At 44.4% G+C, this 22,376-nt stretch carries 20 protein-coding genes; 13 read left to right on the top strand and 7 right to left on the bottom strand.

The features are described 5' to 3' along the window. Positions 1 to 148: 148 nt before the first annotated feature. From ACMXYV_RS02395 to ACMXYV_RS02355, 9 genes are all read left to right on the top strand, one after another. The gene (locus tag ACMXYV_RS02395; protein ID WP_415890189.1) at positions 149 to 1,273 is read left to right on the top strand and encodes a substrate-binding domain-containing protein; all 1,125 of its coding nucleotides are present in this window, start codon (positions 149 to 151) and stop codon (positions 1,271 to 1,273) included. Positions 1,274 to 1,276: 3 nt separating this feature from the next. After that, positions 1,277 to 4,327 carry an EAL domain-containing protein gene (locus ACMXYV_RS02390; protein ID WP_415890188.1) on the top strand — a complete coding sequence of 1,017 codons (3,051 nt, stop codon included), beginning with the start codon at positions 1,277 to 1,279 and terminating at the stop codon, positions 4,325 to 4,327. Positions 4,328 to 4,612: 285 nt separating this feature from the next. Then, positions 4,613 to 6,172: a PAS domain-containing methyl-accepting chemotaxis protein gene (locus tag ACMXYV_RS02385; protein WP_415890187.1), complete on the top strand. Its 1,560-nt coding sequence runs from the start codon at positions 4,613 to 4,615 to the stop codon at positions 6,170 to 6,172. Positions 6,173 to 6,528: 356 nt separating this feature from the next. Further along, entirely contained in the window at positions 6,529 to 7,065 is a 537-nt protein-coding gene (gene ftnA / locus ACMXYV_RS02380) for a non-heme ferritin (protein ID WP_415890186.1), read from the top strand. 155 nt (positions 7,066 to 7,220) lie between these two features. Next, the gene (locus tag ACMXYV_RS02375; protein WP_415890185.1) at positions 7,221 to 7,442 is read left to right on the top strand and encodes a hypothetical protein; all 222 of its coding nucleotides are present in this window, start codon (positions 7,221 to 7,223) and stop codon (positions 7,440 to 7,442) included. A gap of 83 nt (positions 7,443 to 7,525) precedes the next feature. Then, a complete protein-coding gene (locus ACMXYV_RS02370) occupies positions 7,526 to 8,893 on the top strand; it encodes a sigma-54 interaction domain-containing protein (RefSeq protein ID WP_415890184.1) in 1,368 nt (455 codons plus the stop codon). 161 nt (positions 8,894 to 9,054) lie between these two features. Beyond that, a complete protein-coding gene (locus ACMXYV_RS02365; protein ID WP_415890183.1) occupies positions 9,055 to 10,707 on the top strand; it encodes an acyl CoA:acetate/3-ketoacid CoA transferase in 1,653 nt (550 codons plus the stop codon). Positions 10,708 to 10,981: 274 nt separating this feature from the next. Continuing rightward, entirely contained in the window at positions 10,982 to 11,488 is a 507-nt protein-coding gene (locus ACMXYV_RS02360; RefSeq protein ID WP_415890182.1) for a SixA phosphatase family protein, read from the top strand. A gap of 43 nt (positions 11,489 to 11,531) precedes the next feature. Then, complete coding sequence (locus tag ACMXYV_RS02355; protein ID WP_415890181.1) at positions 11,532 to 12,488, top strand: AEC family transporter; 957 nt, start codon at positions 11,532 to 11,534, stop codon at positions 12,486 to 12,488. Here the strand turns inward: ACMXYV_RS02355 and ACMXYV_RS02350 are convergent. Next, positions 12,485 to 13,177, bottom strand: coding sequence for a helix-turn-helix transcriptional regulator (locus tag ACMXYV_RS02350; protein WP_415890180.1), 693 nt, complete (start codon positions 13,175 to 13,177; stop codon positions 12,485 to 12,487). The genes ACMXYV_RS02355 and ACMXYV_RS02350 overlap by 4 nt on opposite strands. Before the next feature lie 15 nt (positions 13,178 to 13,192). After that, a complete protein-coding gene (locus ACMXYV_RS02345; RefSeq protein ID WP_415890179.1) occupies positions 13,193 to 13,513 on the bottom strand; it encodes a hypothetical protein in 321 nt (106 codons plus the stop codon). Positions 13,514 to 13,615: 102 nt separating this feature from the next. Here ACMXYV_RS02345 and ACMXYV_RS02340 point away from each other — a divergent pair, with 102 nt between their 5' ends. The 3 genes from ACMXYV_RS02340 to ACMXYV_RS02330 are packed head-to-tail and all read left to right on the top strand — an operon-like array spanning position 13,616 to position 15,855. Then, positions 13,616 to 14,212, top strand: coding sequence for a hypothetical protein (locus tag ACMXYV_RS02340; protein ID WP_415890178.1), 597 nt, complete (start codon positions 13,616 to 13,618; stop codon positions 14,210 to 14,212). Beyond that, a complete protein-coding gene (locus ACMXYV_RS02335; protein ID WP_415890177.1) occupies positions 14,209 to 14,799 on the top strand; it encodes a hypothetical protein in 591 nt (196 codons plus the stop codon). The genes ACMXYV_RS02340 and ACMXYV_RS02335 overlap by 4 nt, the downstream gene beginning before the upstream one ends. 3 nt (positions 14,800 to 14,802) lie before the next feature. After that, positions 14,803 to 15,855, top strand: a complete 1,053-nt coding sequence (locus tag ACMXYV_RS02330; RefSeq protein ID WP_415890176.1) for a methyltransferase — start codon at positions 14,803 to 14,805, stop codon at positions 15,853 to 15,855. Here ACMXYV_RS02330 and ACMXYV_RS02325 read toward each other — a convergent pair. Genes ACMXYV_RS02325 through hemA form a run of 5 tightly spaced genes read right to left on the bottom strand, consistent with a single transcriptional unit; the run spans position 15,852 to position 20,302 of the window. Further along, entirely contained in the window at positions 15,852 to 16,280 is a 429-nt protein-coding gene (locus tag ACMXYV_RS02325) for a CoA-binding protein (protein WP_415890175.1), read from the bottom strand. The two genes, ACMXYV_RS02330 and ACMXYV_RS02325, sit on opposite strands and share 4 nt — an antisense overlap. Continuing rightward, positions 16,273 to 17,046 (bottom strand): molybdopterin-synthase adenylyltransferase MoeB, encoded by a 774-nt coding sequence (locus tag ACMXYV_RS02320; RefSeq protein WP_415890174.1) that lies wholly within the window; start codon positions 17,044 to 17,046, stop codon positions 16,273 to 16,275. The genes ACMXYV_RS02325 and ACMXYV_RS02320 overlap by 8 nt, the downstream gene beginning before the upstream one ends. A gap of 10 nt (positions 17,047 to 17,056) precedes the next feature. Next, a complete protein-coding gene (gene prmC / locus ACMXYV_RS02315) occupies positions 17,057 to 17,899 on the bottom strand; it encodes a peptide chain release factor N(5)-glutamine methyltransferase (protein WP_415890173.1) in 843 nt (280 codons plus the stop codon). Positions 17,900 to 17,942: 43 nt separating this feature from the next. Further along, positions 17,943 to 19,031, bottom strand: coding sequence for a peptide chain release factor 1 (gene prfA / locus ACMXYV_RS02310; protein WP_415890172.1), 1,089 nt, complete (start codon positions 19,029 to 19,031; stop codon positions 17,943 to 17,945). Beyond that, positions 19,031 to 20,302 (bottom strand): glutamyl-tRNA reductase, encoded by a 1,272-nt coding sequence (hemA, locus tag ACMXYV_RS02305; protein ID WP_415890171.1) that lies wholly within the window; start codon positions 20,300 to 20,302, stop codon positions 19,031 to 19,033. Before hemA ends, prfA begins: the two co-directional genes overlap by 1 nt. 376 nt (positions 20,303 to 20,678) lie before the next feature. Between hemA and ACMXYV_RS02300 the strand changes: the two genes are divergently transcribed. Further along, positions 20,679 to 22,376: a tetratricopeptide repeat protein gene (locus ACMXYV_RS02300; protein ID WP_415890170.1), complete on the top strand. Its 1,698-nt coding sequence runs from the start codon at positions 20,679 to 20,681 to the stop codon at positions 22,374 to 22,376.

Raw genomic sequence — 22,376 nt, 5'->3', positions numbered from 1 at the left:
AATTTAGGCTTTTTCCGATACACAAAACCCTTATTAGAAACAAGTAGTTACAAATAATCTATATTACAAATTTATGACATGATGCATATTCAAATAACAACTTACATGCTAGATTTAACCTACGTTTGTTGTAGGGTTAAAAATAAATATGTTTAAACCTTTTCGTAACTTCTTCGTGCATATTGTCACGATTCTATTTGCCAGCGGCCTTTGTGTAAGCGCCGCCGCCAATAACAACGGCCAGTATATTCGTGTTTCTGACTACTTATCGGATCACCCTGAACAACGTCAAAAGATGCAGCTTTTTTCTAAGATCGTGCGTGAAGCAGCCTCTCCCTTAGACAAAACCAATGAAAAACCGATCAAAATTGCAATCATCTATCCTGCAGAACAATCCTCTGACTACTGGCGTAGAAGTGTAAGCACCCTCGAAAAACGCTTATCCGAACTTAACGTCGCTTATGAGATTAACAGTTATTTTTCTCGACCTACGGTTGATATTTCACTACAGAGCGAACAACTAAACAGTGCAATTGCTTGGAAGCCTGATTATTTAATCTACACACTCGATGCTCTTCGCCATCAAGCTATGATCGAAAGAATCTTACTGCGTGGCAAACCTAAATTAATTCTGCAAAACATCACGACGCCTCTCCAGCAATGGCAGCAACTAAAGCCCTTTCTCTATACCGGTTTCGATCACGAGAAAGGAACTCAGTTACTTGCCAATCAGATGTTAGAGCAACACCCTCACGGCAAATATTCCATGCTGTATTTCTCTCGTGGATATGTAAGTAAGATGCGCGGGGATACGTTTACTCAACAAGCGGCAAACAATACCGACCTAAAGTTAGTCAGCAGTTACTACACAAAAGGGAGTAGCGACATCGCTTATAAAGCAACACTTGCAACCCTTAAGAAGGCCCCTGATTTAAATATGATTTTTGCCTGCTCAACCGATATAGCTTTAGGCGCAATTAAAGCATTAGATGAAAGCAACCTTATCAACCAAGTAACGTTAAACGGTTGGGGGGGCGGGGACAGAGAGATTCAGGCACTGTTAGAAGGTAAATTAGACCTCACTGTTATGCGAATGAATGACGACAGTAGTGTCGCAATGGCCGAGGCAATAAAGATGGATATTTCAGGCCAAAGTAGTAGTGTGCCTCATATCTATTCAGGCGATATTGTTTTATTGAGCAAGGACACTGACAAGGATGAGATCGAGCAACTAAAGAAAAGAGCTTTTCGCTACAGTAGTAACGGGCAGTAATCATTGAAAAAAGTTAAGTTTTCCACAGCTATCTTATCCATTGTACTCTGTGCACTCACGGTTATCGCCTTAGTGTTGCTCATACCTGCTTATCAAGGGTCGCAACGAGCACTACTAGAAGAGATCAACTTATCTCATTCTCGAAATCAGAAAGTCCTGCAACAATTCTTCGATAAATACCTAAAAGCAGCCGCATTTAACGCCGAACAGATTAGTCAGCGCGACATTCTAAAGGCTGGCATTGAAACCCAGCATCACCAACATCTAAACCAGTTTTTACAGCAGCAGCTTGCTGGGCAAACAGGTGAAAACATTCATGCATTTGTGCTGGAAACACAACAAGGTAATCACTACGAATTTATCAACACCTCGCTCTTAGGTATGCAACTCAACCTCAGTCAATTAACCAAAGAGTTCATCCCAAATCGTAGCTGGAAAGTTCAATCCTCTTTAAATAGCTCAGTTCCGACACAACACCTCATGCGAATCACCTTTCCAATCATCAGTGATGAATTAGGCGAGGTCGTCGGAACGCTTCATGCATTCATTCTGTTAAACGACCACTTTAAATTACTCAGCGAGATTCAAAGTTTAACCGGCGCAGAATCAGTGGCTTTGTATTTTAACCAACAAGTCACGTCGAGCTTAGCGCTTACACCAAAGCTTCAATCAGTATTAGAACAGTCTAAGCCGGATGCCTTGTTTGAGATATTTGAAGACGATAGGATCATCCACCACTATCAGCTTTCTTTGAGTGCACAACAACATTTAAAAGTTGTGACTACACTACCAAACTCCTCGATCCTTGCTCTAGAGCTCGCGTATACCAAAGATTTAGGCATGGCGATCACAGCAGCATTGATTATCGGCCTTCTAACTGTATTAGCCATTTCACGACTAACGAAAACATCGCTCGTACGTTTAGTTCAATATGCAGAAGATATGGCGATCAATCGTGATGCAGAGCCGTTTAAACCCGGTCACTTCTCCGAATTTAACCTGCTGGGTAAAACCTTGGAACATATGGTTGGCCGAATTAGTGAGCACGAGCAACAGCTCAATGGCATCATTACTAATACACCCAATATCATTTTTATTAAGGGAGCTGATCTTCGCTACCAGATGATCAGCCCTAATTATTATGATCTGATTAAAGACAACACAATAAAAGTAATCGGTAAAACCGACCATGAGCTTTATTGCTCTGAACACGCAGACACTTTAAGAAACAGTGACTTAGAAGTCATCCTGAGAAATAAGCCCATCCAAATTGAATACACCGGTGCAACTGAACTCGGACGCCGTAACTACCTAAGCACAAAGTTTCCTCTCTTTGACGAATCAGGAAATGTCTATGCCATCGGCGGAATCGTCACTGATGTAACTGACCTGAAAGATGCACAAAGCCATATCCAATTGGCTGGGCAAATATTCGATCAAGCTGATGAAGCTATCTTGGTCATTGATACTCATCTAAAAATGGTGACCAGCAATAGCGCTTGCCACCAACTTTGTGGCTCTGATGACCTCACTATCAACCAATTTAGCCGTAGATTCTTCGCTGAGCATCCAGAAATCCGCCATAGCCTAAAACAAGATAAACGCTGGCAAGGCGAAACCCAGATTCGCAAGCCAAACGGTCAAGCATTCCCTGCATGGCTATCGGTAAGTAACTTATACACAGAAGATGATGAAGAGCGCTTTGTACTTATCTTTTCTGATATCAGCGCAAAAAAAGAAGCAGAAACCAAACTTGAGAAACTATCCCACTATGACAGCCTGACCGGATTACCTAATCGAAGTCTGTTCTTCGATCGTTTGAATTCTGCAATTGCTCGATCAAATCGTGAGAAAAGCCAAATTGGCTTACTGTTTATCAATATTGATCGTTTCAAAAACATCAATGACACCTATGGACATGCTGCCGGTGACGAATTACTTAAAGCCACCGCCAACCGTATTTCCGGTTTCATAAGACCTGATGACACAGTTTCACGCCTAGGTGGCGACGAGTTTGGTGTGATTTTACAAAGCATTGATAACGTCGACACCGTGAGTCACATATCCCATAGGATCATCGAATCACTAAGAACACCGTTCCAGCTCGACAATTTCACGAGTAATGCTCCGGTAAGTATAGGCATCGCTCTTTATCCTGATGATGGCAGGGATGCAAAAGAACTGCTGACCAACGCTGATACAGCGATGTATCACATGAAAGAGAAAGGCAGGAACGGTATTCTATTCTATGACCAAAAGGTCAACCAAAAGGCTGAAGCGCAAACTCGCCTCGAAGAAGACCTTCGTCTTGCCCTGCACAACCAAGATATCTTTTTGGTTTACCAACCACGTTTTCATATCAATGGTGAAGATATTCTGAGTGCCGAAGCACTAGCTCGTTGGAACCACCCAGAAAAAGGGATGATTCCACCGGGGCAATTTATCGAGTTAGCAGAGCAAACCGGTCTGATTGTAGAGCTAGGTAGAGAGATACTTAGCCAAGCCTGCCACGCAGCAAAAGCTTGGAACGTAAATCCAAATAAGCCCATGCCAGTTTCGGTCAACCTATCAGCGAGACAGATTTATGATCCAAATTTAATCGATGATATAAAAGGAGCTCTTATTGATAGCGACCTTGCGCCATCACTACTAGAGCTTGAGATTACCGAAACACTCGCAATAGATGACCTGGACAAAGTTATCAACAAGCTTCAGCTGATATGTGACCTAGGTATCAACTTATCCGTAGATGACTTTGGTACCGGTTACTCGTCTCTAATCTATCTAAAACGCCTACCTGTAAGCACCGTTAAGATTGATCGATCTTTTGTCACCGGCGTACCAGGTGATGCTGATGATGAGAATATCATCGCTGCGATTATCTCCATGTCACACTCATTACAACTGAAAGTAGTAGCCGAAGGTGTAGAAACTCAAGAGCAACTTAGCTTCTTGAAGAATCATCAGTGCGATGAAATCCAAGGTTTCTTACTCGGAAAACCCGATAGTAGTACTCGCCTTTTAGAGTACGCAAAGAAATCTCTAACCAGTTGATTGTATTGCCAATATAAAAATTTCCGCTCTGGACTAAATAACCATATTTATTTTCGGACTATCCATTGCAGGGAAGCTAAAGCCATGGAAGAATACCGACCGTTCAGTCCGAGCCCTACAAAAACTCACACTTTGTAAGTGAATTTTCATGCAAATGTCATTTTGATGAATATACTTAGTCACTAAGCAGGCAAACATCTGCTGTGGTTCTGCACGGAAGAATAAGTACTACACGGGATGATAGATCCCCGTCCAGAATAAACCGGAATTAAACTGGAGACAGATATGGCTTCTGTTCGCACAACAGATCGGGAACACGTGTACCCCGACAACGTTCGCCTTATTTCTACAACCGATACCCGTGGCATCATCACTTATGCCAACCCAGAATTCTGCCAAGTTGCTGGATACACTCAAGAAGAACTAATTGGAAAACCCCACTGCTTAGTTAGGCACCCTGATATGCCTGCAGCAGCGTTTGAAGATCTATGGAACCATATTAAAGATGACCAGCCTTGGATGGGAATGGTAAAAAACTGTTGTAAAAATGGCGATTACTACTGGGTTCAAGCCTATGTAATGCCTCTTTACGACAACAACGGTACAAAAACAGGCTACCAGTCAGTCCGCACTCGCCCAAGCCAAGAACAGATTCAACGTGCTGAACAGGTTTATGGAAAGATTCGTAAATCACCACCTAAATCGGTTAAAACGACAAGTCTAGCTGCTCGAATTATATGCATTGCCGGTTTAATGGGCGCGTGCATGATGGCCTTAAACTTTGCACCAATCTCTGAACTGTACCAATCCATCGCGATGTTAACGGTGTTGGCTGCTGGACTGTATTCGCTGTTCGCCAGTACTCGGGGCCTGAAAAAGATCTCATCCACAACAGGCCAGATCTACAACAACCCATTAGCGCAGTTAGTGATGACAGAGAATATGCATGAGCAAGGCTCTGTCGATCTAGCCGCCCGTATGATGCGCGCGCGTTTACGTACCGTTATTGGCCGAGTCGAGGACAGTATTGAAACCTTAGGCGAGGTAATGAACGAAACAGATGCCGCTATCAATCAAACCACTGCGGGAATTCAGCAACAAAACAGCGAGAGTGACATGCTTGCCAGCGCAGCAACCGAAATGTCTGCCACGGCTCATGAAATAGCGCAAAACACAGCTCAAACCTCGCAAGCCACTCAAAAAGCATCAGATCTTGCTAACAACGGTAAAGAGAATATTGATGTCATGCTTGAAAGCATCACCGAGCTTGTTAGAGATGTGGAACAAGCATCAGAATCTTCGGATGAGCTTAAACACCAAGCCTCTTCAATCGAACAAATCGTTAACATCATCAACGATATTGCAGAGCAAACGAATCTATTAGCACTCAATGCTGCGATTGAAGCGGCACGTGCAGGTGATCAAGGACGTGGATTTGCAGTGGTCGCTGACGAAGTACGCACCCTCGCTCAGCGCACACAAACCTCCACCAGCGAAATCAGAAGCACGATTGAAGCAATTCAAACTCAAGTTGCTGTAACCGCTGACACCATGCAGCGCTGCTCAGAACAAGCTCAAAAAGGGATTCATTTAGCTAATGATGCCAGTCAATCATTTGATTCCGTATCAGAAGCAATGCTAGAAGTCTCGGATCGCTGCATCCAAGTTGCTAGCGCATCAGAACAACAAAGCTCTGTATCTGATGAGATCAACCACAACATTTTGAATATACGCGATATCGCTAGCAGCAATATGACCGCTGCAGAGCAAACCAATAATGCCAGCAACAACTTGCATAAACTGGTAACCGACCTACGTTCCATGATGAAGACCTTTTCAGTTTAATTTACACCGTACAAGTCCTTTGAAGGCCCTAGCTAAGCTAGGGCCAATCCACACCTATAAAACGTTTCTACCGACCTTTCGGTCAGATATAATGTCCCATTGTATAGACTAGTGGCCATTTCACATTTAATATTGATTATCATTAGCAAAATTTTTACAGCCCCATTCTGAATGAGCAAATCTAAAACCTTATGTAAGTTTAGTAAGAGCGATATAGAGCATCACTTCACGGAGATTGCCAAACATACCCGCTCAAGCACTTATCTATGTCGTAAATGTGCTCGTTCTGCCAATAGTAAAAAATGGCTGTGTAAACCCGTTGCTATGTGACGTAAATAATTAGTAAGGATTTACCTATGCTTAGCCCAGCAATGCTTGAAAAGCTAAACGAACAGATCAACCTAGAATTTTTCTCATCCAACCTTTACCTACAAATGGGTGCATGGGCAGAGTCTAAAGGCTATGAAGGCTGTGCTGAATTCCTTTACAAGCACGCTGATGAAGAGATGTCTCATATGAAGCGTCTTTTCACGTATGTTAATGAAACGGGTGCAATGGCGCTGATTGGCACTATTGAGTCGCCAGACGCAGAGTTCGAATCGATCCGTGATCTGTTCGAAAAGGTTTATGAACACGAATGCCTAGTGACCAGCAAGATCAACGAATTAGCGCACACCGCTTTTACAAATCAGGACTACTCAACTTTTAGCTTCCTGCAATGGTATGTTGCTGAACAGCATGAAGAAGAGAAGCTATTCAATGGCATCCTAGATAAAATCAAAATCATTGGCGAAGATGGCAAAGGCTTATTCTTTATCGATAAGGAGATTGGTGAACTAGCCAAAAATGGTGATGGCGGCAGCATTATGGCCAGCACAGAAGAAGCCATCTAATCTTTATATTTCAATAAGTTATGTAAACACCTTAAAATCGGACAATAAATAAACAGAAAAAACTCCTGTTTTTTATATTTTTTTACTAAAGAATATGATTTATTGTCCGATATTTAACCGAAAGTAGCCTCTCATGCCTAGCAAGGAGATATAGCATGAACACTGATTGCAAGTATTGCTTTGAGTTAGTTAAGAACGGGAAGGAACACCCGCAGCTAAAAACGGTTAGTGATTTAGGTAACTCTCAGATCTGCAAATGCGGTAACTGCGGTGCCATGCTGATGAGCACAGCAGACAATTGGGAGATCGTGATCAAGGGCTCAGTTGCTCGACATCACAAAAAACGCGCCAAAGAAGCCAAAGAAAAGGTTGCTTAGTAAAGTCCCAAACTAAATTTTACTTGGCAGTCCAGATAGTTACGCGTAGTTTTGTCATAGAAACATAAACACGATTGGTTCCTATGCATTCACTCCGCCAACTGATTGAACAAGATAATAATCACAACTTGTTCGATCTACTCTCCAGTCTTTGCCAAGGCTCTATTGCCGTCGATGAAACGGCATCAATTCTGTGGATGAGCGATGCTTATCGCAAGCTTGTCGCTATTCCGGAACAAATCGATCCTATTGGCTGTAATGTAGAAGATCTTATCCCTACGACTCAGCTGCCTCGAGTCATTAAAAGTGGAAAACCCTCCTTCGTTGATTTAATGCAGATTAACAATCGCTGGTGCGTTGTTACCCGTCTCCCAATCAAGAACTCAGAAAATAACATTATCGGCGCTATTGGGTTTATTTTTTACGATGACTTAGACAGCCTTCAACCGCTGTTCGACAAATTTGCTCGTCTACAGCGTAAATTTGAAGATGAGAAAATCATCCGCCCAAGCCGCTACGCTTTGGACGACATGATCGGTAATGCACCCAAAACACAGCAACTTCGTCGTCAAGCACTAAGAGCCTCGCAACTCGATACCACCTTACTTTTATTAGGCGAAACCGGAACGGGAAAAGAGCTATTAGCTCAAGGAATCCACCATGCTTCCACACGTCGTAGTGGACCTTTTGTAGGCATTAACATGGGTGCACTACCCGAATCGCTTGCCGAAGCCGAACTTTTCGGCACCGCCCCCGGTGCTTATACTGGCGCAGATAGAAAGGCTCGAAAAGGCAAAGTCCAACTAGCTGAAGGCGGTACTCTATTCCTTGATGAGATTGCCGAGATGCCTCTCGCTATGCAGGCAAAACTACTTCGAGTACTTCAAGAGAGAGAGGTTGAAGCACTAGGCTCTAATCGCCTTGAAAAAGTAGATGTACGCATCATCGCAGCAACCGCAAAAGATCTACGCAGCCAAGTAGAACAAGGTTTATTTCGTGAAGACCTCTACTACCGATTAAACGTCTTACCAATCAACCTGCCGCCTTTAAGGGAGCGAATCCAAGATATTCCTCTGCTATCGGAACACATGCTGAGCGAAATTCAGCGCCAATCTCAACTGCCGGAACTACCTTTGTCGCTATCAGCCCTTGAATGGCTACAAAGCTACAGTTGGCCTGGTAATATCCGCGAATTGCGAAACCGCTTAGAACGAGGCTGTGTTATGGCTGAAGGCTCTTCAATTGAAGCACCTGATTTAGGTGAAAATGAAGAACAACCCCATCACAGACATCCATTAACGAATCTAAAAAGCTATCGTAAAGAGCATGAACGTTCAGCCATTGAAGAAGCGATACAGCAATGCAATGGCAATAAAACAGCGGCAGCCAAACTGCTGGGCATTTCTAGAGCAAGCCTTTATCAACGCCTAAGAGACGACAAAAACGTCTAGAAAATTAGACATACGCAACACACTGTCTATTTTATTAGACACTTATCTATATTCAACCCACCACAAAAACTTACAACCTATTGTTTTTAAACAATATTTAAAACATGGCCCTCACCTTGCTCTGAACAACTGAATTAAAAATAACAAAAATGGTATTCAGGATGTCTCAGAATAAGCTGATCACGGCCGATCAAGCGGCAGCATTAATTCAATCAAATGACACCATAGTGACAGGCGGCTTTATCGGTATCGGCTTTGCTGAAACTCTCGCAAAAGCGATCGAAAAACGATTTCTTAATCAGGGCACACCCAACAATCTCAGCCTGCTTTATGCGGCTGGCCAAGGCGATGCCCAAACTCGCGGCTTAAATCACTTTGCTCATGAAGGAATGATAAAGCGCGTCATCGGTGGACATTGGGGCTTAGCTCCTACGCTCGGAAAAATGGCAATTGAGAATAAAATCGAGGCATACAACCTTCCTCAAGGGGTTATCTGCCACATGTTCCGCGATATTGCCGCAGGCAAACCGGGTACTCTCACACGCGTAGGCTTGCACACCTTTGTAGACCCACGCTTTGAAGGTGGCAAAGTAAATAGCCGTACAGAAGAGCAATTAGTGCAGCTGCTTGATCTAAACGGTGAAGAAGCTCTTCTATATAAACACTGCCAACCCAACATTGCCCTGCTACGCGGCACCACAGCAGATAGTAAAGGCAATATATCCATGGAACGCGAAGCATTGCCTTTAGATGCTTTAGCGATTGCGCAAGCCGTGAAAAATAGCGGGGGCAAGGTGCTGGTGCAGGTTGAACGTATTACTGCGCAACATAACCTCACACCAGATAGAATCCGAATCCCGGGAATTTTGGTCGATCATATTATTCAAGCACCTGCTGAAGACCACCCTCAGACATTTGCCGAAGCCTATAACCCTGCCTACAGCGGCGAGATTACACTGCCAGCTCAAGCTAGCAAACCTGTTCCTTTAGATGCACGAAAAATCATTGCGCGTCGCGCGCTAATGGAGCTAAAAAATAATGCCGTCGTCAATCTTGGTATTGGTATGCCAGAAACGGTGGCAGCCGTTGCAGCCGAAGAAGGAAAGATAAAAGATTTCACTCTAACCGTTGAGCCTGGCGGTATCGGCGGTCAACCCGCTAGCGGACTAAGCTTTGGCGCAACAAGTAATGCAGAAGCGGTTGTTGACCAGCCTGCTCAGTTTGATTTTTATGATGGTGGCGGTTTAGATCAAGCCTTTTTAGGCTTAGCTGAAACTTGTCCAGAAGGTCACGTGAACGTCAGTAAATTCGGTCCTAAACTCGCAGGTGCGGGCGGATTTATTAACATTACTCAAAATACCAAAGATGTTTACTTTCTCGGCACATTTACCTCAGGCAAACAACTTTTAGAAGTGCACGAGCACGGGTTAAAAGTTATAGAAAACGGACCTCTTAAGAAATTTAAAAAGGCTGTTCAGCAAATTACATTTAATGGCAGTTACGCCATGCAATGTCAGCAGCGAGTAACTTTTATCACTGAACGCGCGGTATTCAAACTCACGCCGAAAGGGCTTTTATTGACAGAAATAGCACCGGGTATCGATCTTCAAAAGGATGTTCTGGATCAGATGGAGTTTATGCCATTAATAGATGATCACTTAACTCCGATGGATGAGCGTTTATTCCGTGAAAGCCCAATGCGCTTGAATCAACCCGGTAGCAGACCAATGCAGCAGATGCGGGCATTAATGAAGAACGTTCTTCAACCGCAAAAGCCGGTCCCACAACCGTCAAAGATGTATTCAATTTCGTAAGATCGTCCTTTTATCATCCAGCAATAAGATAGGGGAAGGTACACAAAGTACTGACCCCATTGCCATATTCTCGCTGTGCGGCGGACTTGTGCTAAGGCTCTATTCTTATTGCAGAGAGCGGCTCACATCATTACTCAAATCTATACTGCACTTCACCGCAGCCCCGGATTTTAGTGTTTTGGCCGCACTCCGGATGTTTTTTCATCTCGCCTGACTCGCAATTCCAACTATCTAAAGCAATACTCCTAAGAGCGTCTAACTGCGGGAGCGCTTTATGAAAAAGCTAACTTTAGTTCGCCACGCAAAATCCAGCTGGAAAGATCCCACCCTTGATGACTTTGAGCGTCCTCTCAATAAGCGCGGTCAGAGAGACCTGCCAAAGATGGCCAAGCGTTTAGAAGGGTACAGCATCGTGCCAGATCTCATTTTAGCAAGCGACGCTAACAGAGCCATCACAACTGCCTCCGAGATCCATCGACAGCTCGATTTAAAACCCGAACAGTTGCAAACACATCCAGAACTATATGCATCTTGTGCCGAAACACTGATGTACCTTTTACAAAACCAATCGGATCATCTGAGCAGCATTATGCTTGTCGGCCACAATCCAGCGTTACATCAATTAGCTGATTTACTTACTCAAAGCCGCTTAGAAAAACTTCCAACGGCAGCCGTTCTTCACATGCACCTAAGCATTACTCAATGGCATGAATTAGCAGAAGGCTGCGCCACCAGTATTTTATTCGATTACCCGAAAAAGCATGCTGTGACCACCACCTAAACAACTATGATAAACTGTACTCTTTATTCCAGAGTGAGTGCCTGTGGATCTTTACCTTTCATCGCTCAGTTTTACTGCGAGTATTACTGCCCCAATCTTTTTTATTGGCTTCCTAGGCTATCTACTGAAACGCGTTGGGTTGATTGATGATGCCTTCATAAATACAGCATCAAAACTCGTATTCATGATCACCCTTCCTGCCTTGGTTTTTATGTCCATCTCACGGACAGACTTCCACGCAGTTTTCAATCCAGAACAACTCGGATTTGTATTAATAGGCACTCTGATCAGTTTCATCGCACTTTGGTTTCTCGCTAAGCGCTGGATCAAACAACCAGAAGACTTAGGTGTTTTTATACAAGGAGCGTTTCGAAGTAATTACGGCATTATTGGCTTGGCCGTCAGCTATAACCTGTTTTCTGATTCGGGTTTAGCTCAAGCATCTCTATTACTGGCCCTCGTCATCCCTCTGTTTAATGTCCTATCAATCATTGCATTAACACTGCCAGCAAAACATCAGGGTGGCTCAAGTATTGGCAACACCGTTTTAGAGATCGTAAAAAACCCGCTGATCATTGCGGTATTGCTAGCACTTCCCTTTTCTTACTTCGGCTTCCAACTTCCCGAAATCGCACAGAAAACCGGGCGTTACTTTGCCAATCTGACCCTACCTTTAGCCCTACTGGCTATAGGCGGCTCATTGAACATGAAGAGCTTACGCAGCACATCTTCTCAAGCCACTTGGGCGACCTTATCAAAGCTGCTTTTTATCCCTTTGATATTAACGCTCGCCGCATGGGCGTATGGCTTCAAAGGGCAAGACTTAACCATGCTAATGGTTCTGTTTGGCTGTCCAACAGCTGCAGCTAGTTTTGTAATGGCTAAAGCGATGGGAGGAAATGAGAAACTCGCGGCGAATATCATCTTGATGACGACCATAGGCTCTATCCTTAGCCTATCGGCAGGTATCTATATCATGCGCGTCACAGGTGTAATTTAAGCTTCAGTACATTCTGTACGCTTAAGGTAGGTCTGTAAGCTAATTTGATCTGTAGTTTCAAAATGACGGGACAATTGCGTAAGCGACTGGATACGATCCAATCTGAACATACGAAAATCATCGCGCAGCTCACACCAAGCAACCAAGGTCCAAACAGCGCCCCAGTAGACTAAACCTAAAGGCCAAACTTCGCGCTCGGATTGTTGTTTATCTTCTCGTTGATAACCGATCGAAATCACAAACCGATTCTTGATCGCGACTCTGATCTGATCGCTGTATTGCGTTGTCCATTGTCGATGCAACCCAGGGACAACAAACCATTCGGGGCCTTCAATATATTTTTCGTAAAGTTCAGTCGGTAAAACCGCTTTGACCTTATCTAACACTCGGGATGCGGATTGACCCAGATGCTGATCACTACAGCCCTGCACTAAGCGCACGCCAAGCATCAGTGCTTCGAGTTCCTCTTCATCAAACATCAAAGGCGGCAGATTGAATTCTGGGCGTAGGCGATAGCCTACCCCCGCTTCTCCCTCAATAGGCACACCTGAAAGCGAAAGCGCCTGTATATCTCGGTAGATAGTTCTCTCAGAGACTTCCAACACCTCAGCTAAGGCGCTGGCCGTTAAAGCTGTTCGGCGACCGCGCAAAAGCGTTAATAATTGAAACAAGCGTTCCGCTTTCCTCATCGGTAATTTAGCTCCCTAAGCCCCTTCGCAAATCATCGCTTCTGTTTGTACTTCCATATGACGCATATGACAACTGTCCATATCAATAAGGCCACACAACGACTGGCCTTCGTCAGATTGCATAAAAGCATCTCCCGCCGCTTTAGCTGTCGGCATATCCTGCCAATAAGCCAAATCATGTAATAAGCCATTTTCATCTTCGCTCACTGAGCGATACAGAAAGCCTTCCTGCTTTTTTAACCACTCATTGACCTTGTCATGAGTCGATGCAAAGTCAGCTTTATTCACGCCTGATTTCAGATTGTAAGTTACCATTTCCACGACGGTTGTTGTCATTGTTATTCTCCTTAATCCAATTCTTAAATATGACAACAGGGATGCTAAACTAGGCCTACTGACAACGTAGTGTCAGTAGAGTTTTATGAAATGGGGATAAAGATGTTTAAGTTATTCAAAAGCGATCGATTAGCAAAAGCTTTTAAGGCGATCGATGCCGATGATCTGACCAAACTCCAAAAACATCTTCAAAAACTCGAACCTGAAGAAATCAATCAGCCAGTCTCCGATGATACTGCGCCTTTAGCTGAAGTCTGCATTCATAAACAAGCCCCAAAAGCGTTAAAGCTGGTGTTAAACTTCGGCGCTAACCCAGACCAAACAAGCCACACCGATAAGACCCTAACACTTCCAGAGCTGTCACTTAGACAAGAAAAAAGCCTGCCCTTACTGACAGCGCTTTATACTGCTGGTGCCAAGACCGATCCAACACCATTGATGCAACAATGCTTTGACCACTGTTCCGAACAAGAACTCATGCTGCATCTATCCGTCTTGCTCCAATATGGCGGACAGCTTGATGACGAACTTGTTCATAAAGCCTTAGCTAGCGATCAGTTACCGCTTATCCACTTTATTATAAATTCTGGCGCATCTTGTCCAGACGATATCGACCAACATAATTACCCTGAAGAAACGCTAAACTATGCGAAAAAATGTTGGGACGATCAGAAAATTAGAGCGATGTTTCTCTCATGACATATTCAAAGAGATGCTTTGTAATAGCCGTCGCTGGTGCACCTGGTAGCGGCAAGACCTCTTTAACCTTAGCCCTAGCTAAACTGCTGGATGCAGACACACTCTTTTACGATGATTTTCAACAAGCCACCAATCAATCCATGGCAGAAATTATCCAATGGATGAAACAAGGTAGCGACTACAACAATTTAAATATTCCCGGCTTTGCTGAAGCGATTGCCGCCCAGATCCAAACCACTCATAAACGCTTCTTGTTGATTGAAACCCCATTAGGCCGACATCATCACGCCAGTGGACAATACATTGATTGCCTAGTTTGGCTAGATACTCCTCTTGATATTTCACTTGCTCGTAATATCAAAGCCTTTAGCAGCGAATTTAAAAAGACCCCATCCGACTACGTTCAACAACTTGATTGGCTAGCTAATTACCTTGAGGGCTATATTCAAGATATCCGCGCCACACTCGTCATACAACAAGAACGTCTGACCGAAGATGCCGATATTAATATCGATGGCACACTGCCACTTGGCGAAATAACTCAGCAAATTTACCAAGCGATCTCACAAGAACAATCAAAAGGATAAACAATGCAGCCTCTTTGCCTTGATGATTCAACAGCTGAACAACAGGACTGGAAAGCCTACCTTTGCATCGAGGCATTTCTTCAAGATTTTGTCACAGCCCAAGCACTGTTTACGGCTTTAAAGCTAGGCCTGATCAAGACCCTATCAGATCAACCCCGCTCTAAAGGTGCTTTGCAACAAGACAATCCTCATGTGACAGCGCTGGGCATGCTGCTCCAACAATTAAAAGCAGCCAATGTAATCGAGCAGGATGACAATCTTCAATGGCAACTGACGACGGAGTTCAGCAAAACTCTCCCCTTCCAAGACCTGCTACTTTCCAAATTGGAGTTTGCAAACCTATTAGCACCTGATCTTTTGGAGCACTACACACTGTTCCTTGAAGATATGCCTCGCTTTATTCAACAAGCTAAAGTATTTGAACTGTTCGCTTACAATCGCTGTTTTAAGGTCACGCCGGAGAACATTCTTGCAACCGGTCGCTGGATGCGCTTTACCACCTGCTTAACCCGCTACGAAGGCCGCGTTATTGCTAAACACGCCGATCTAAGTCATATAAAAAATCATTTGGATATCGGTGGAAACAGCGGTGAATTCGCGCTGCAATTATGCAAAGCAAATCCGGCACTCAACTCGACCATTATTGATCTTCCTGTGGTGTGTGAAGTAGGTAAAAGCCACATTAAGGGTGAACAAGAAGCGGATCGAATCGATTTTAAAGCAGCGGATGCACTTGTGGATAAGCTTCCGCAGCAACAAGATTTGGTGACCTTCAAATCTATTTTGCACGATTGGCCAATAGAAGCCTGTGCACAATTTATCCGCCAAGCGGCAAGCACATTAGCCAATCAGGGTGAAATACTGATATGCGAAAGGGGACCATTAGATCTAAGCAGACCCGTACCTTACGGTCTCTTACCTATGTTTCTATTCAATCGTTCTTTCCGTGAACCCAATGCTTATATTGAGTTATTGAAAAGTAATGGTTTTAGCACTATAGAGATTGAGACTATTCAACTAGAAACGCCATTCTTCCTAATTCGTGCTAAACGCTAAAAACTAGAAGGGGTATTAATAGCTAAGTCAGGTATATCGATCTTAGGGCAACGATTCACCACAACCTTAAGACCTGCATTTTCAGCGCGCTCCTGAGCGTCAGGGCTGTACACCCCTAACTGCAACCAAACGGCCTTCGCTCCGATTTGAATAGCTTCGTCGATAACTTCTCCAGCCTGATCGCTACGACGAAACACATCGACCATATCAACCGTCTTATCAATATCAGCTAAAGAGGCAACAACCCGCTCGCCGTGCAGCGTTTCATCTTCAAGTGCAGGGTTAACCGGGATAACGTCATAGCCGCACGTTTTTAGAAAAGCCATCACACGATAACTAGCACGCTCAGGCTTATTGCTCGCGCCTACTACAGCGATAGTACGAACACTTTCTAAAACATCGATAGACAACTGATCTTCAGTCATGACTATCACCTTCAGCATGCATACCTTTACAAACACTACACTCTGGGTCTTTGCGCAATTTAAGTGTGCGCCAATCCATCGTTTTGGCATCTAAAAGCAGTAAACGACCTGCCAAGTTTTCACCAACAGAGGCCAAAACTTTTAATGCTTCTAATGCTTGAACTGATCCGATAATCCCGACTAGGGGCGATAAAACACCAGATTCAGAGCAAGTAAGCGCTTCATCACTTCCCTCTTTATAAAGGCATTGGTAGCAAGGCGATTCTGGATTTAGAGGATCATAAACGGCCACCTGACCTTCCATACGGATAGCAGCACCGGAAACTAATGGCTTTTTGTGCATAAAGCAGGCACGGTTAATCGAAAATCGAGTACTAAAGTTATCGGTACAATCAACCACAAGGTCAACGGTTGCGACTAAACGCTGTAAAGCTTCATCGTCTAAACGCTCATACAATGCTTTAACTCGAGTGTCTGGATTTAGACCTGCAATGGTATTCCGAGCCGAATCCACTTTAGGCGCACCAATACGCTTAGTGTTATGAGCAATCTGGCGCTGTAGATTAGAAAGTTCTACCTCGTCATCATCCACTAGGATAAGCTCGCCTATACCTGCCGCAGCTAGGTACATAGCGACAGGACTACCCAGACCACCTAGACCGATGACCAAAACTGTCGAATTTAACCAGATTTCCTGCCCATTGATATCGACATCAGGCAACATAATTTGGCGGCTGTAGCGTAATAGCTGCTCATCACTCAGCATTGTTTTCTCCTTAAGCGCAGGTGCTACCTGGCCATAATGCAAAGGTTACTCGCTCATTATCGCCATAATCGCGCTGAGTACCAATTTCTGTATACCCTAAACTGTCCAGCAAGGCGCGGCAAACAGGACCTTGGTCATAACCATGTTCAAACAACAGATGGCCACCTGGAACAAGGTAGCTTCGAGCCTGCTCACAAATATGCTTGATATCTGCCATACCATGATCTTCAGCCGTAAGTGCAGAAAGAGGCTCAAACCGTACATCACCTTGCGCTAGATGCGGGTCTTCCGGATCAATATAAGGAGGATTACTCACGATCATATCGTAATGACCATGGTGGGGCTCCAACCAGCTTCCCTGTATGACCTCGACGTTTCCAAGCTGCAAACGGGCTCGATTTCGCTCGGCCAACTGCACCGCCTCAGGCACAAAATCTGATGCAACCACAGTCCATTCTGGGTTCTCATAAGCCAAGGCTAAAGCTATGGCTCCAGTTCCCGTACCCAAATCAGTAATACGCGCGTGTTTCTTAGTGCACAACTGCAAAGCCTTTTCGACCACTACTTCGGTATCAGGGCGAGGAATCAAGGTATGAGGGGAGACTTCTAAGTCAAAATCCCAAAACCCACGCATACCGATAATATGTGCTACAGGCTCGCCTTTGAGGCGCCGATCGATCATCACTGCTAATTGCTCGACAATCTTAGGATCTAACTCTTTTTCAGGCCAAGTAAACAGGTAGCTGCCCGGCTTATCGAGCAGATGACATAGCATCAACTCAACATCTAATTGAGCCGACTCACTGACACCACTGAGTTGATTACTTAGTTTTACCGCTTGCTTAATCTGCATAGAGATTTAATAAATATCAAAAAGGGCCATACAGGCCCTTTGATTAACTTTCTTCGGAGAGCGCCCCAAGCTGTTCTGCTTGGTGCTCATTTAAGAGCGGCTCAACAACGTGTTGCAGCTCACCACCAATAATCTCCTGCAGCTTATATAGCGTTAGGTTGATACGGTGATCAGTTACACGACCTTGTGGATAATTATAGGTACGGATACGTTCAGAACGATCACCACTACCCACTAGGCTTTTACGCGTGCTTGCCATTTCGGCTGCCTGACGTTCGTCTTCTGCAGCCTGTAGTCTAGATGCTAACAGCGACATCGCCTTAGCACGGTTCTTATGCTGCGAACGTTCTTCCTGACACTCAACTACCACGCCCGTTGGAATATGGGTCAAGCGAATAGCCGAATCAGTTTTGTTGACGTGCTGACCACCGGCACCTGATGCACGGAAGGTATCTACACGCAGATCAGCTTTATTGATCTCGATCTCAGCGGACTCATCCATCTCTGCCATAATCGCGACTGTACAAGCAGACGTATGAACACGGCCTTGAGACTCAGTTTCTGGAACACGTTGTACACGATGTGCACCGGATTCGAATTTCAGCTTCGAATACACATCTGTACCTACGATACGAGAGATAACCTCTTTATAGCCACCATGGTCACCTTCGTTAACGCTGATAACTTCTACACGCCAACCCTGCACTTCCGCGAAACGAGAGTACATACGAAAAAGGTCACCGGCGAAAATAGCTGCTTCATCACCACCGGTTCCGGCACGCACTTCCAAAAAGACGTTGCGAGAATCATTTGGATCTTTAGGTAATAAAAGAATCTGCAGTTCAGCTTCAAGATTTTCGATACGCTCTTTAACGGCAGGATATTCCTCTTTTGCCATTTCTCGCATATCAGGATCACTGTCAGCCATCATCATCTCGGCTTCTTCCAGATCTTCCTGCGCTTCATTAAAAGCAGCAAAGGCCTGTACTACAGGCTCTAATTCAGCATATTCTTTAGAATAATCGCGAAACTTATCCTGATCAGAAATCACATCTGGATCAGACATCAGAGCCGCTAACTCTTCATAGCGATCGCTCAGTTTTTCCAGTTTACTTATGATTGATTCTTTCATTATTTCTCATTCTTCGCATGTTCACCTAACTGGTGAAGCTCTTGCACCAAATCCAGTAGTTCACTGCGCCCTTCAGCGCTCGCTTTACGCATTTGAATTGTCGGGTGGTGCAACATTTTATTCGTCAGGCTACGCGCTAACATGGTTAATACTTCTTCAGCTGGCTTACCATTCTCCAGCTGCTTTAACGCTCGGCCTAATTCTTGATCACGTAAACTTTCAGCCTGACCACGGAAAGCAGTTAATACATCGACTGCTTCCAGTGAACGCAACTGACGCATAAATTCGTGAGCGCCGGTTTCTATTATTTCTTCTGCCTGTCGAGCAGCATCTTCACGGCTACGTTGGTTCTCTTCGATAACCTCTTTAAGGTCATCAACCGTATACAGATAAACATCATCCAGTTCAGCAACTTGCGCCTCTATATCTCGCGGAACAGCTATATCAACCATAAAGATAGGTCGGTGCTTACGCTTTTTAAGGGCAGACTCAACTGCACCTTTACCTAAAATAGGCAACTGACTAGCAGTAGATGCAATTACTATATCTGCTTCGGCAAGCGCATTTGGTATATCACCTAACAAGATCGCTTTACCATCAAACTCATCAGCTAGTGCCAAAGCACGGTTAAGCGTACGGTTAGCCACCGTTATGTCTTTAACACCAGCATTAGCTAAGTGGCGCGCTACCAACTCTATTGTTTCACCTGCACCTATCAGTAACGCTTTGCTCTCGCGCATATCCGAGAAAATATGCTGAGCAAGACTTACCGCAGCATAAGCAACTGAAACTGGGTTTTCACCAATCGCTGTATCAGTACGAACCTGCTTAGCCACCGAGAAAGTCTGTTGGAACAAACGACCCAGCTCTGCACCTACATGACCATTTTCTTGGGAAAGGCTATATGCCGATTTCAGCTGACCTAGTATCTGAGGCTCGCCCAATACTAAAGAGTCCAAACCACTCGCCACACGCATCATATGACGCGCTGCATCTTCACCCCAGAGAGCATAGGAACATTGCTGCAGTTCATCCGGATCTAAATCGTGGTATTCGCCTAGCCATTCCAAAAGGGCTCTCGACCCTTCTATGGCAGAAGAGCAATACAACTCTGTACGGTTACACGTCGATAGGATGGCAATCTCTTTCAGATCAGCAAATTCGGCAGCACCATTCATCGCCTCAGCAAGCAGTTCGGGTGCAAACGCCACGCGTTCACGAACCTCCACTGAAGCCGTTTTGTGATTGATGCCTAATGCAAGTAACGCCATGCGATCCGCCATACCAAAAAATCTACCGTCGTGTAGACGGCACTACAAATCAACTGAAGCTGATCTAAATCAGCGCGCTATGATACAACGCTTTGCGACAAAGGTTAAAAGGCAGCGCAACAATTTAGGTAACTTCGATCAAAAAACAGCAGATTAATTACAATTCTTTGAACAAAACCTGCATAAATCGAAACAAAACTTCAGAATATGAGGTCTAACTCTCAAATTAAGGATAGAGTCAGCGCAGATCAGTAAGAATCTGTAGATCGCACACTAATTCTCTTTAAAACCTGTGGTCGGTAGCTGACAAGCTACAGGTTATTCAACTATAGTGACCAAATCATTCAGGGATGTCGGGGCTATTACGGCTGTATACATGAATAAATCACTTATCGTTTTAACTTGTGTCTTCGCCTTATTACAAGGCTGTCAAAGCACCCCAACGAAACAGACACAGGAAGTTATCTCCGAACCAGTCAATTATGTGGATGGCGAGTTCAACCAAGAATCTCTTTACGATTTATTACTTGCCGAGATTGCAGGACAACGCAGGCTCTTCCCAGTAGCCCTTGAGAACTACCTCAAACAAGCTGAGAAAAGCCAGGATTCTGGTGTTGCTGAACGCGCCACACGAATTGCCCAATACCTTAGAAACCCTGACAAAGTCATTCAGGCAGCTCGACTTTGGCGTGAAATTGCTCCGTCTAACCCTGAGCCGTATCAAATAGAAGCCAATATGCTTCTGCATAAAGGTAAATACACCGAGGCACTGCCTTTGGTTGAGAAAGCCCTTGAGTTCGATCCATTACGCACGTTGGCTTTGATTCGTGGGCAAGTAGAACGTATAGATCCCAAAGTGCTATCGGGCTACATCACGATGCTAAATAAGCATCGTCAATCAGCCGATCCACGCTCAGACTTAGAACTGACACTCGCGTTGTTGCATCGAGCTAATAACAACGAGCAGGCGTCACTCACCTCTTTTAATCGCGCCCTTTCGATCGACCCTGAGAATCCGGAAGCGTTGATCCAAAAAGCTGAACTACTGCGTTCTCAAAACAAAGTTAACGATGCACTTAGACTTATTCACTCTGCGTTTGAGCAACAGCCGAATAACCGTCAGCTGCATATTCTTTATACACAACTTTTGTTCCAGAACAAGCAATCCAAACAAGCGGTTTCTCAAGCTAAAGAGCTACTAAAAAACAATTTAAAAGATCATCAGCTAACTTACTACCTAGCCCTTTTGATGCTCGAGAATGAAGCACCTCAAGACGCTAAAGCTGCCTTTTTGCGATTACTTGAGTTGAAACCTGAAGACACTTCACCGCATTTTTATTTGGGACATATTGCTCAGTCCGAAGAGAAACGTGATGAAGCGATTGAACATTATAGTTCCGTCAAAAATGGCTCTAACGTTCTGCAATCCCTATCTCGAGTAAGCTCTCTGCTTAAAGATGTGGAAGACAAACCTCGTCTACAGCAGATTTTATCTGATGCCAGAGCTAGCATGCCCAACCAAGCCGCATCAATTTACACATTAGAAGCTGAATGGCTAAACCTCCACAATCTAAAAGAAGAAGCCTTAACTGTATTAGAAGATGCGCTATTACTCTTTATTGATAACACCTCACTGCTATACACCCGCGCAATGATGGTGGAATCAACCGATTTCCCGCAGGCAGAAAAAGATCTGCGCCGAGTATTAGAATTAGAGCCAGGAAATGCCACTGTGCAAAACGCATTGGGCTACACCTTACTACTACATACTGAGCGTTATGAAGAAGCCTACAATTTGATCCAAGCAGCACTAACCACAGAACCTGAAGACCCTGCTATTTTGGATTCCATGGGATGGGCTTTATTTAAATTGGGCAGAAACCATGAAGCCGTGACATATTTAGAAAAAGCTCATGCTTTATACTCCGATCCAGAAGTATCTAGTCACCTAATTCAGGTGTATTGGGCAATAGATCAAAAAGAGAAAGCTCGTTCACTGCTCCAAAAAAGCCAAAAAGATAATCCTGGCGATCCTTTCCTAGAAGAAGCAGCACAGCTAATTAACGCAGAGTAG

The organism is Neptuniibacter sp. SY11_33, assembly GCF_047778025.1.
Taxonomy (GTDB): Bacteria; Pseudomonadota; Gammaproteobacteria; order Pseudomonadales; family Balneatricaceae; genus Neptuniibacter.
Note: the sequence above shows the minus strand (reverse complement) of the source record. Positions and strands in the feature narration are given on the sequence as shown.

Excerpts from the sequence above, each read along its gene's own strand:
- ACMXYV_RS02395 (WP_415890189.1), top strand. The coding sequence starts at position 149 with ATGTTTAAACCTTTTCGTAACTTCTTCGTGCATATTGTCACGATTCTA.
- ACMXYV_RS02385 (WP_415890187.1), top strand. The coding sequence starts at position 4,613 with ATGGCTTCTGTTCGCACAACAGATCGGGAACACGTGTACCCCGACAAC.
- ftnA (WP_415890186.1), top strand. The coding sequence starts at position 6,529 with ATGCTTAGCCCAGCAATGCTTGAAAAGCTAAACGAACAGATCAACCTA.
- ACMXYV_RS02375 (WP_415890185.1), top strand. The coding sequence starts at position 7,221 with ATGAACACTGATTGCAAGTATTGCTTTGAGTTAGTTAAGAACGGGAAG.
- ACMXYV_RS02370 (WP_415890184.1), top strand. The coding sequence starts at position 7,526 with ATGCATTCACTCCGCCAACTGATTGAACAAGATAATAATCACAACTTG.
- ACMXYV_RS02365 (WP_415890183.1), top strand. The coding sequence starts at position 9,055 with ATGTCTCAGAATAAGCTGATCACGGCCGATCAAGCGGCAGCATTAATT.
- ACMXYV_RS02360 (WP_415890182.1), top strand. The coding sequence starts at position 10,982 with ATGAAAAAGCTAACTTTAGTTCGCCACGCAAAATCCAGCTGGAAAGAT.
- ACMXYV_RS02350 (WP_415890180.1), bottom strand. The coding sequence starts at position 13,177 with ATGAGGAAAGCGGAACGCTTGTTTCAATTATTAACGCTTTTGCGCGGT.
- ACMXYV_RS02345 (WP_415890179.1), bottom strand. The coding sequence starts at position 13,513 with ATGACAACAACCGTCGTGGAAATGGTAACTTACAATCTGAAATCAGGC.
- ACMXYV_RS02340 (WP_415890178.1), top strand. The coding sequence starts at position 13,616 with ATGTTTAAGTTATTCAAAAGCGATCGATTAGCAAAAGCTTTTAAGGCG.
- ACMXYV_RS02335 (WP_415890177.1), top strand. The coding sequence starts at position 14,209 with ATGACATATTCAAAGAGATGCTTTGTAATAGCCGTCGCTGGTGCACCT.
- ACMXYV_RS02330 (WP_415890176.1), top strand. The coding sequence starts at position 14,803 with ATGCAGCCTCTTTGCCTTGATGATTCAACAGCTGAACAACAGGACTGG.
- ACMXYV_RS02325 (WP_415890175.1), bottom strand. The coding sequence starts at position 16,280 with ATGACTGAAGATCAGTTGTCTATCGATGTTTTAGAAAGTGTTCGTACT.
- ACMXYV_RS02320 (WP_415890174.1), bottom strand. The coding sequence starts at position 17,046 with ATGCTGAGTGATGAGCAGCTATTACGCTACAGCCGCCAAATTATGTTG.
- prmC (WP_415890173.1), bottom strand. The coding sequence starts at position 17,899 with ATGCAGATTAAGCAAGCGGTAAAACTAAGTAATCAACTCAGTGGTGTC.
- prfA (WP_415890172.1), bottom strand. The coding sequence starts at position 19,031 with ATGAAAGAATCAATCATAAGTAAACTGGAAAAACTGAGCGATCGCTAT.
- hemA (WP_415890171.1), bottom strand. The coding sequence starts at position 20,302 with ATGGCGTTACTTGCATTAGGCATCAATCACAAAACGGCTTCAGTGGAG.
- ACMXYV_RS02300 (WP_415890170.1), top strand. The coding sequence starts at position 20,679 with ATGAATAAATCACTTATCGTTTTAACTTGTGTCTTCGCCTTATTACAA.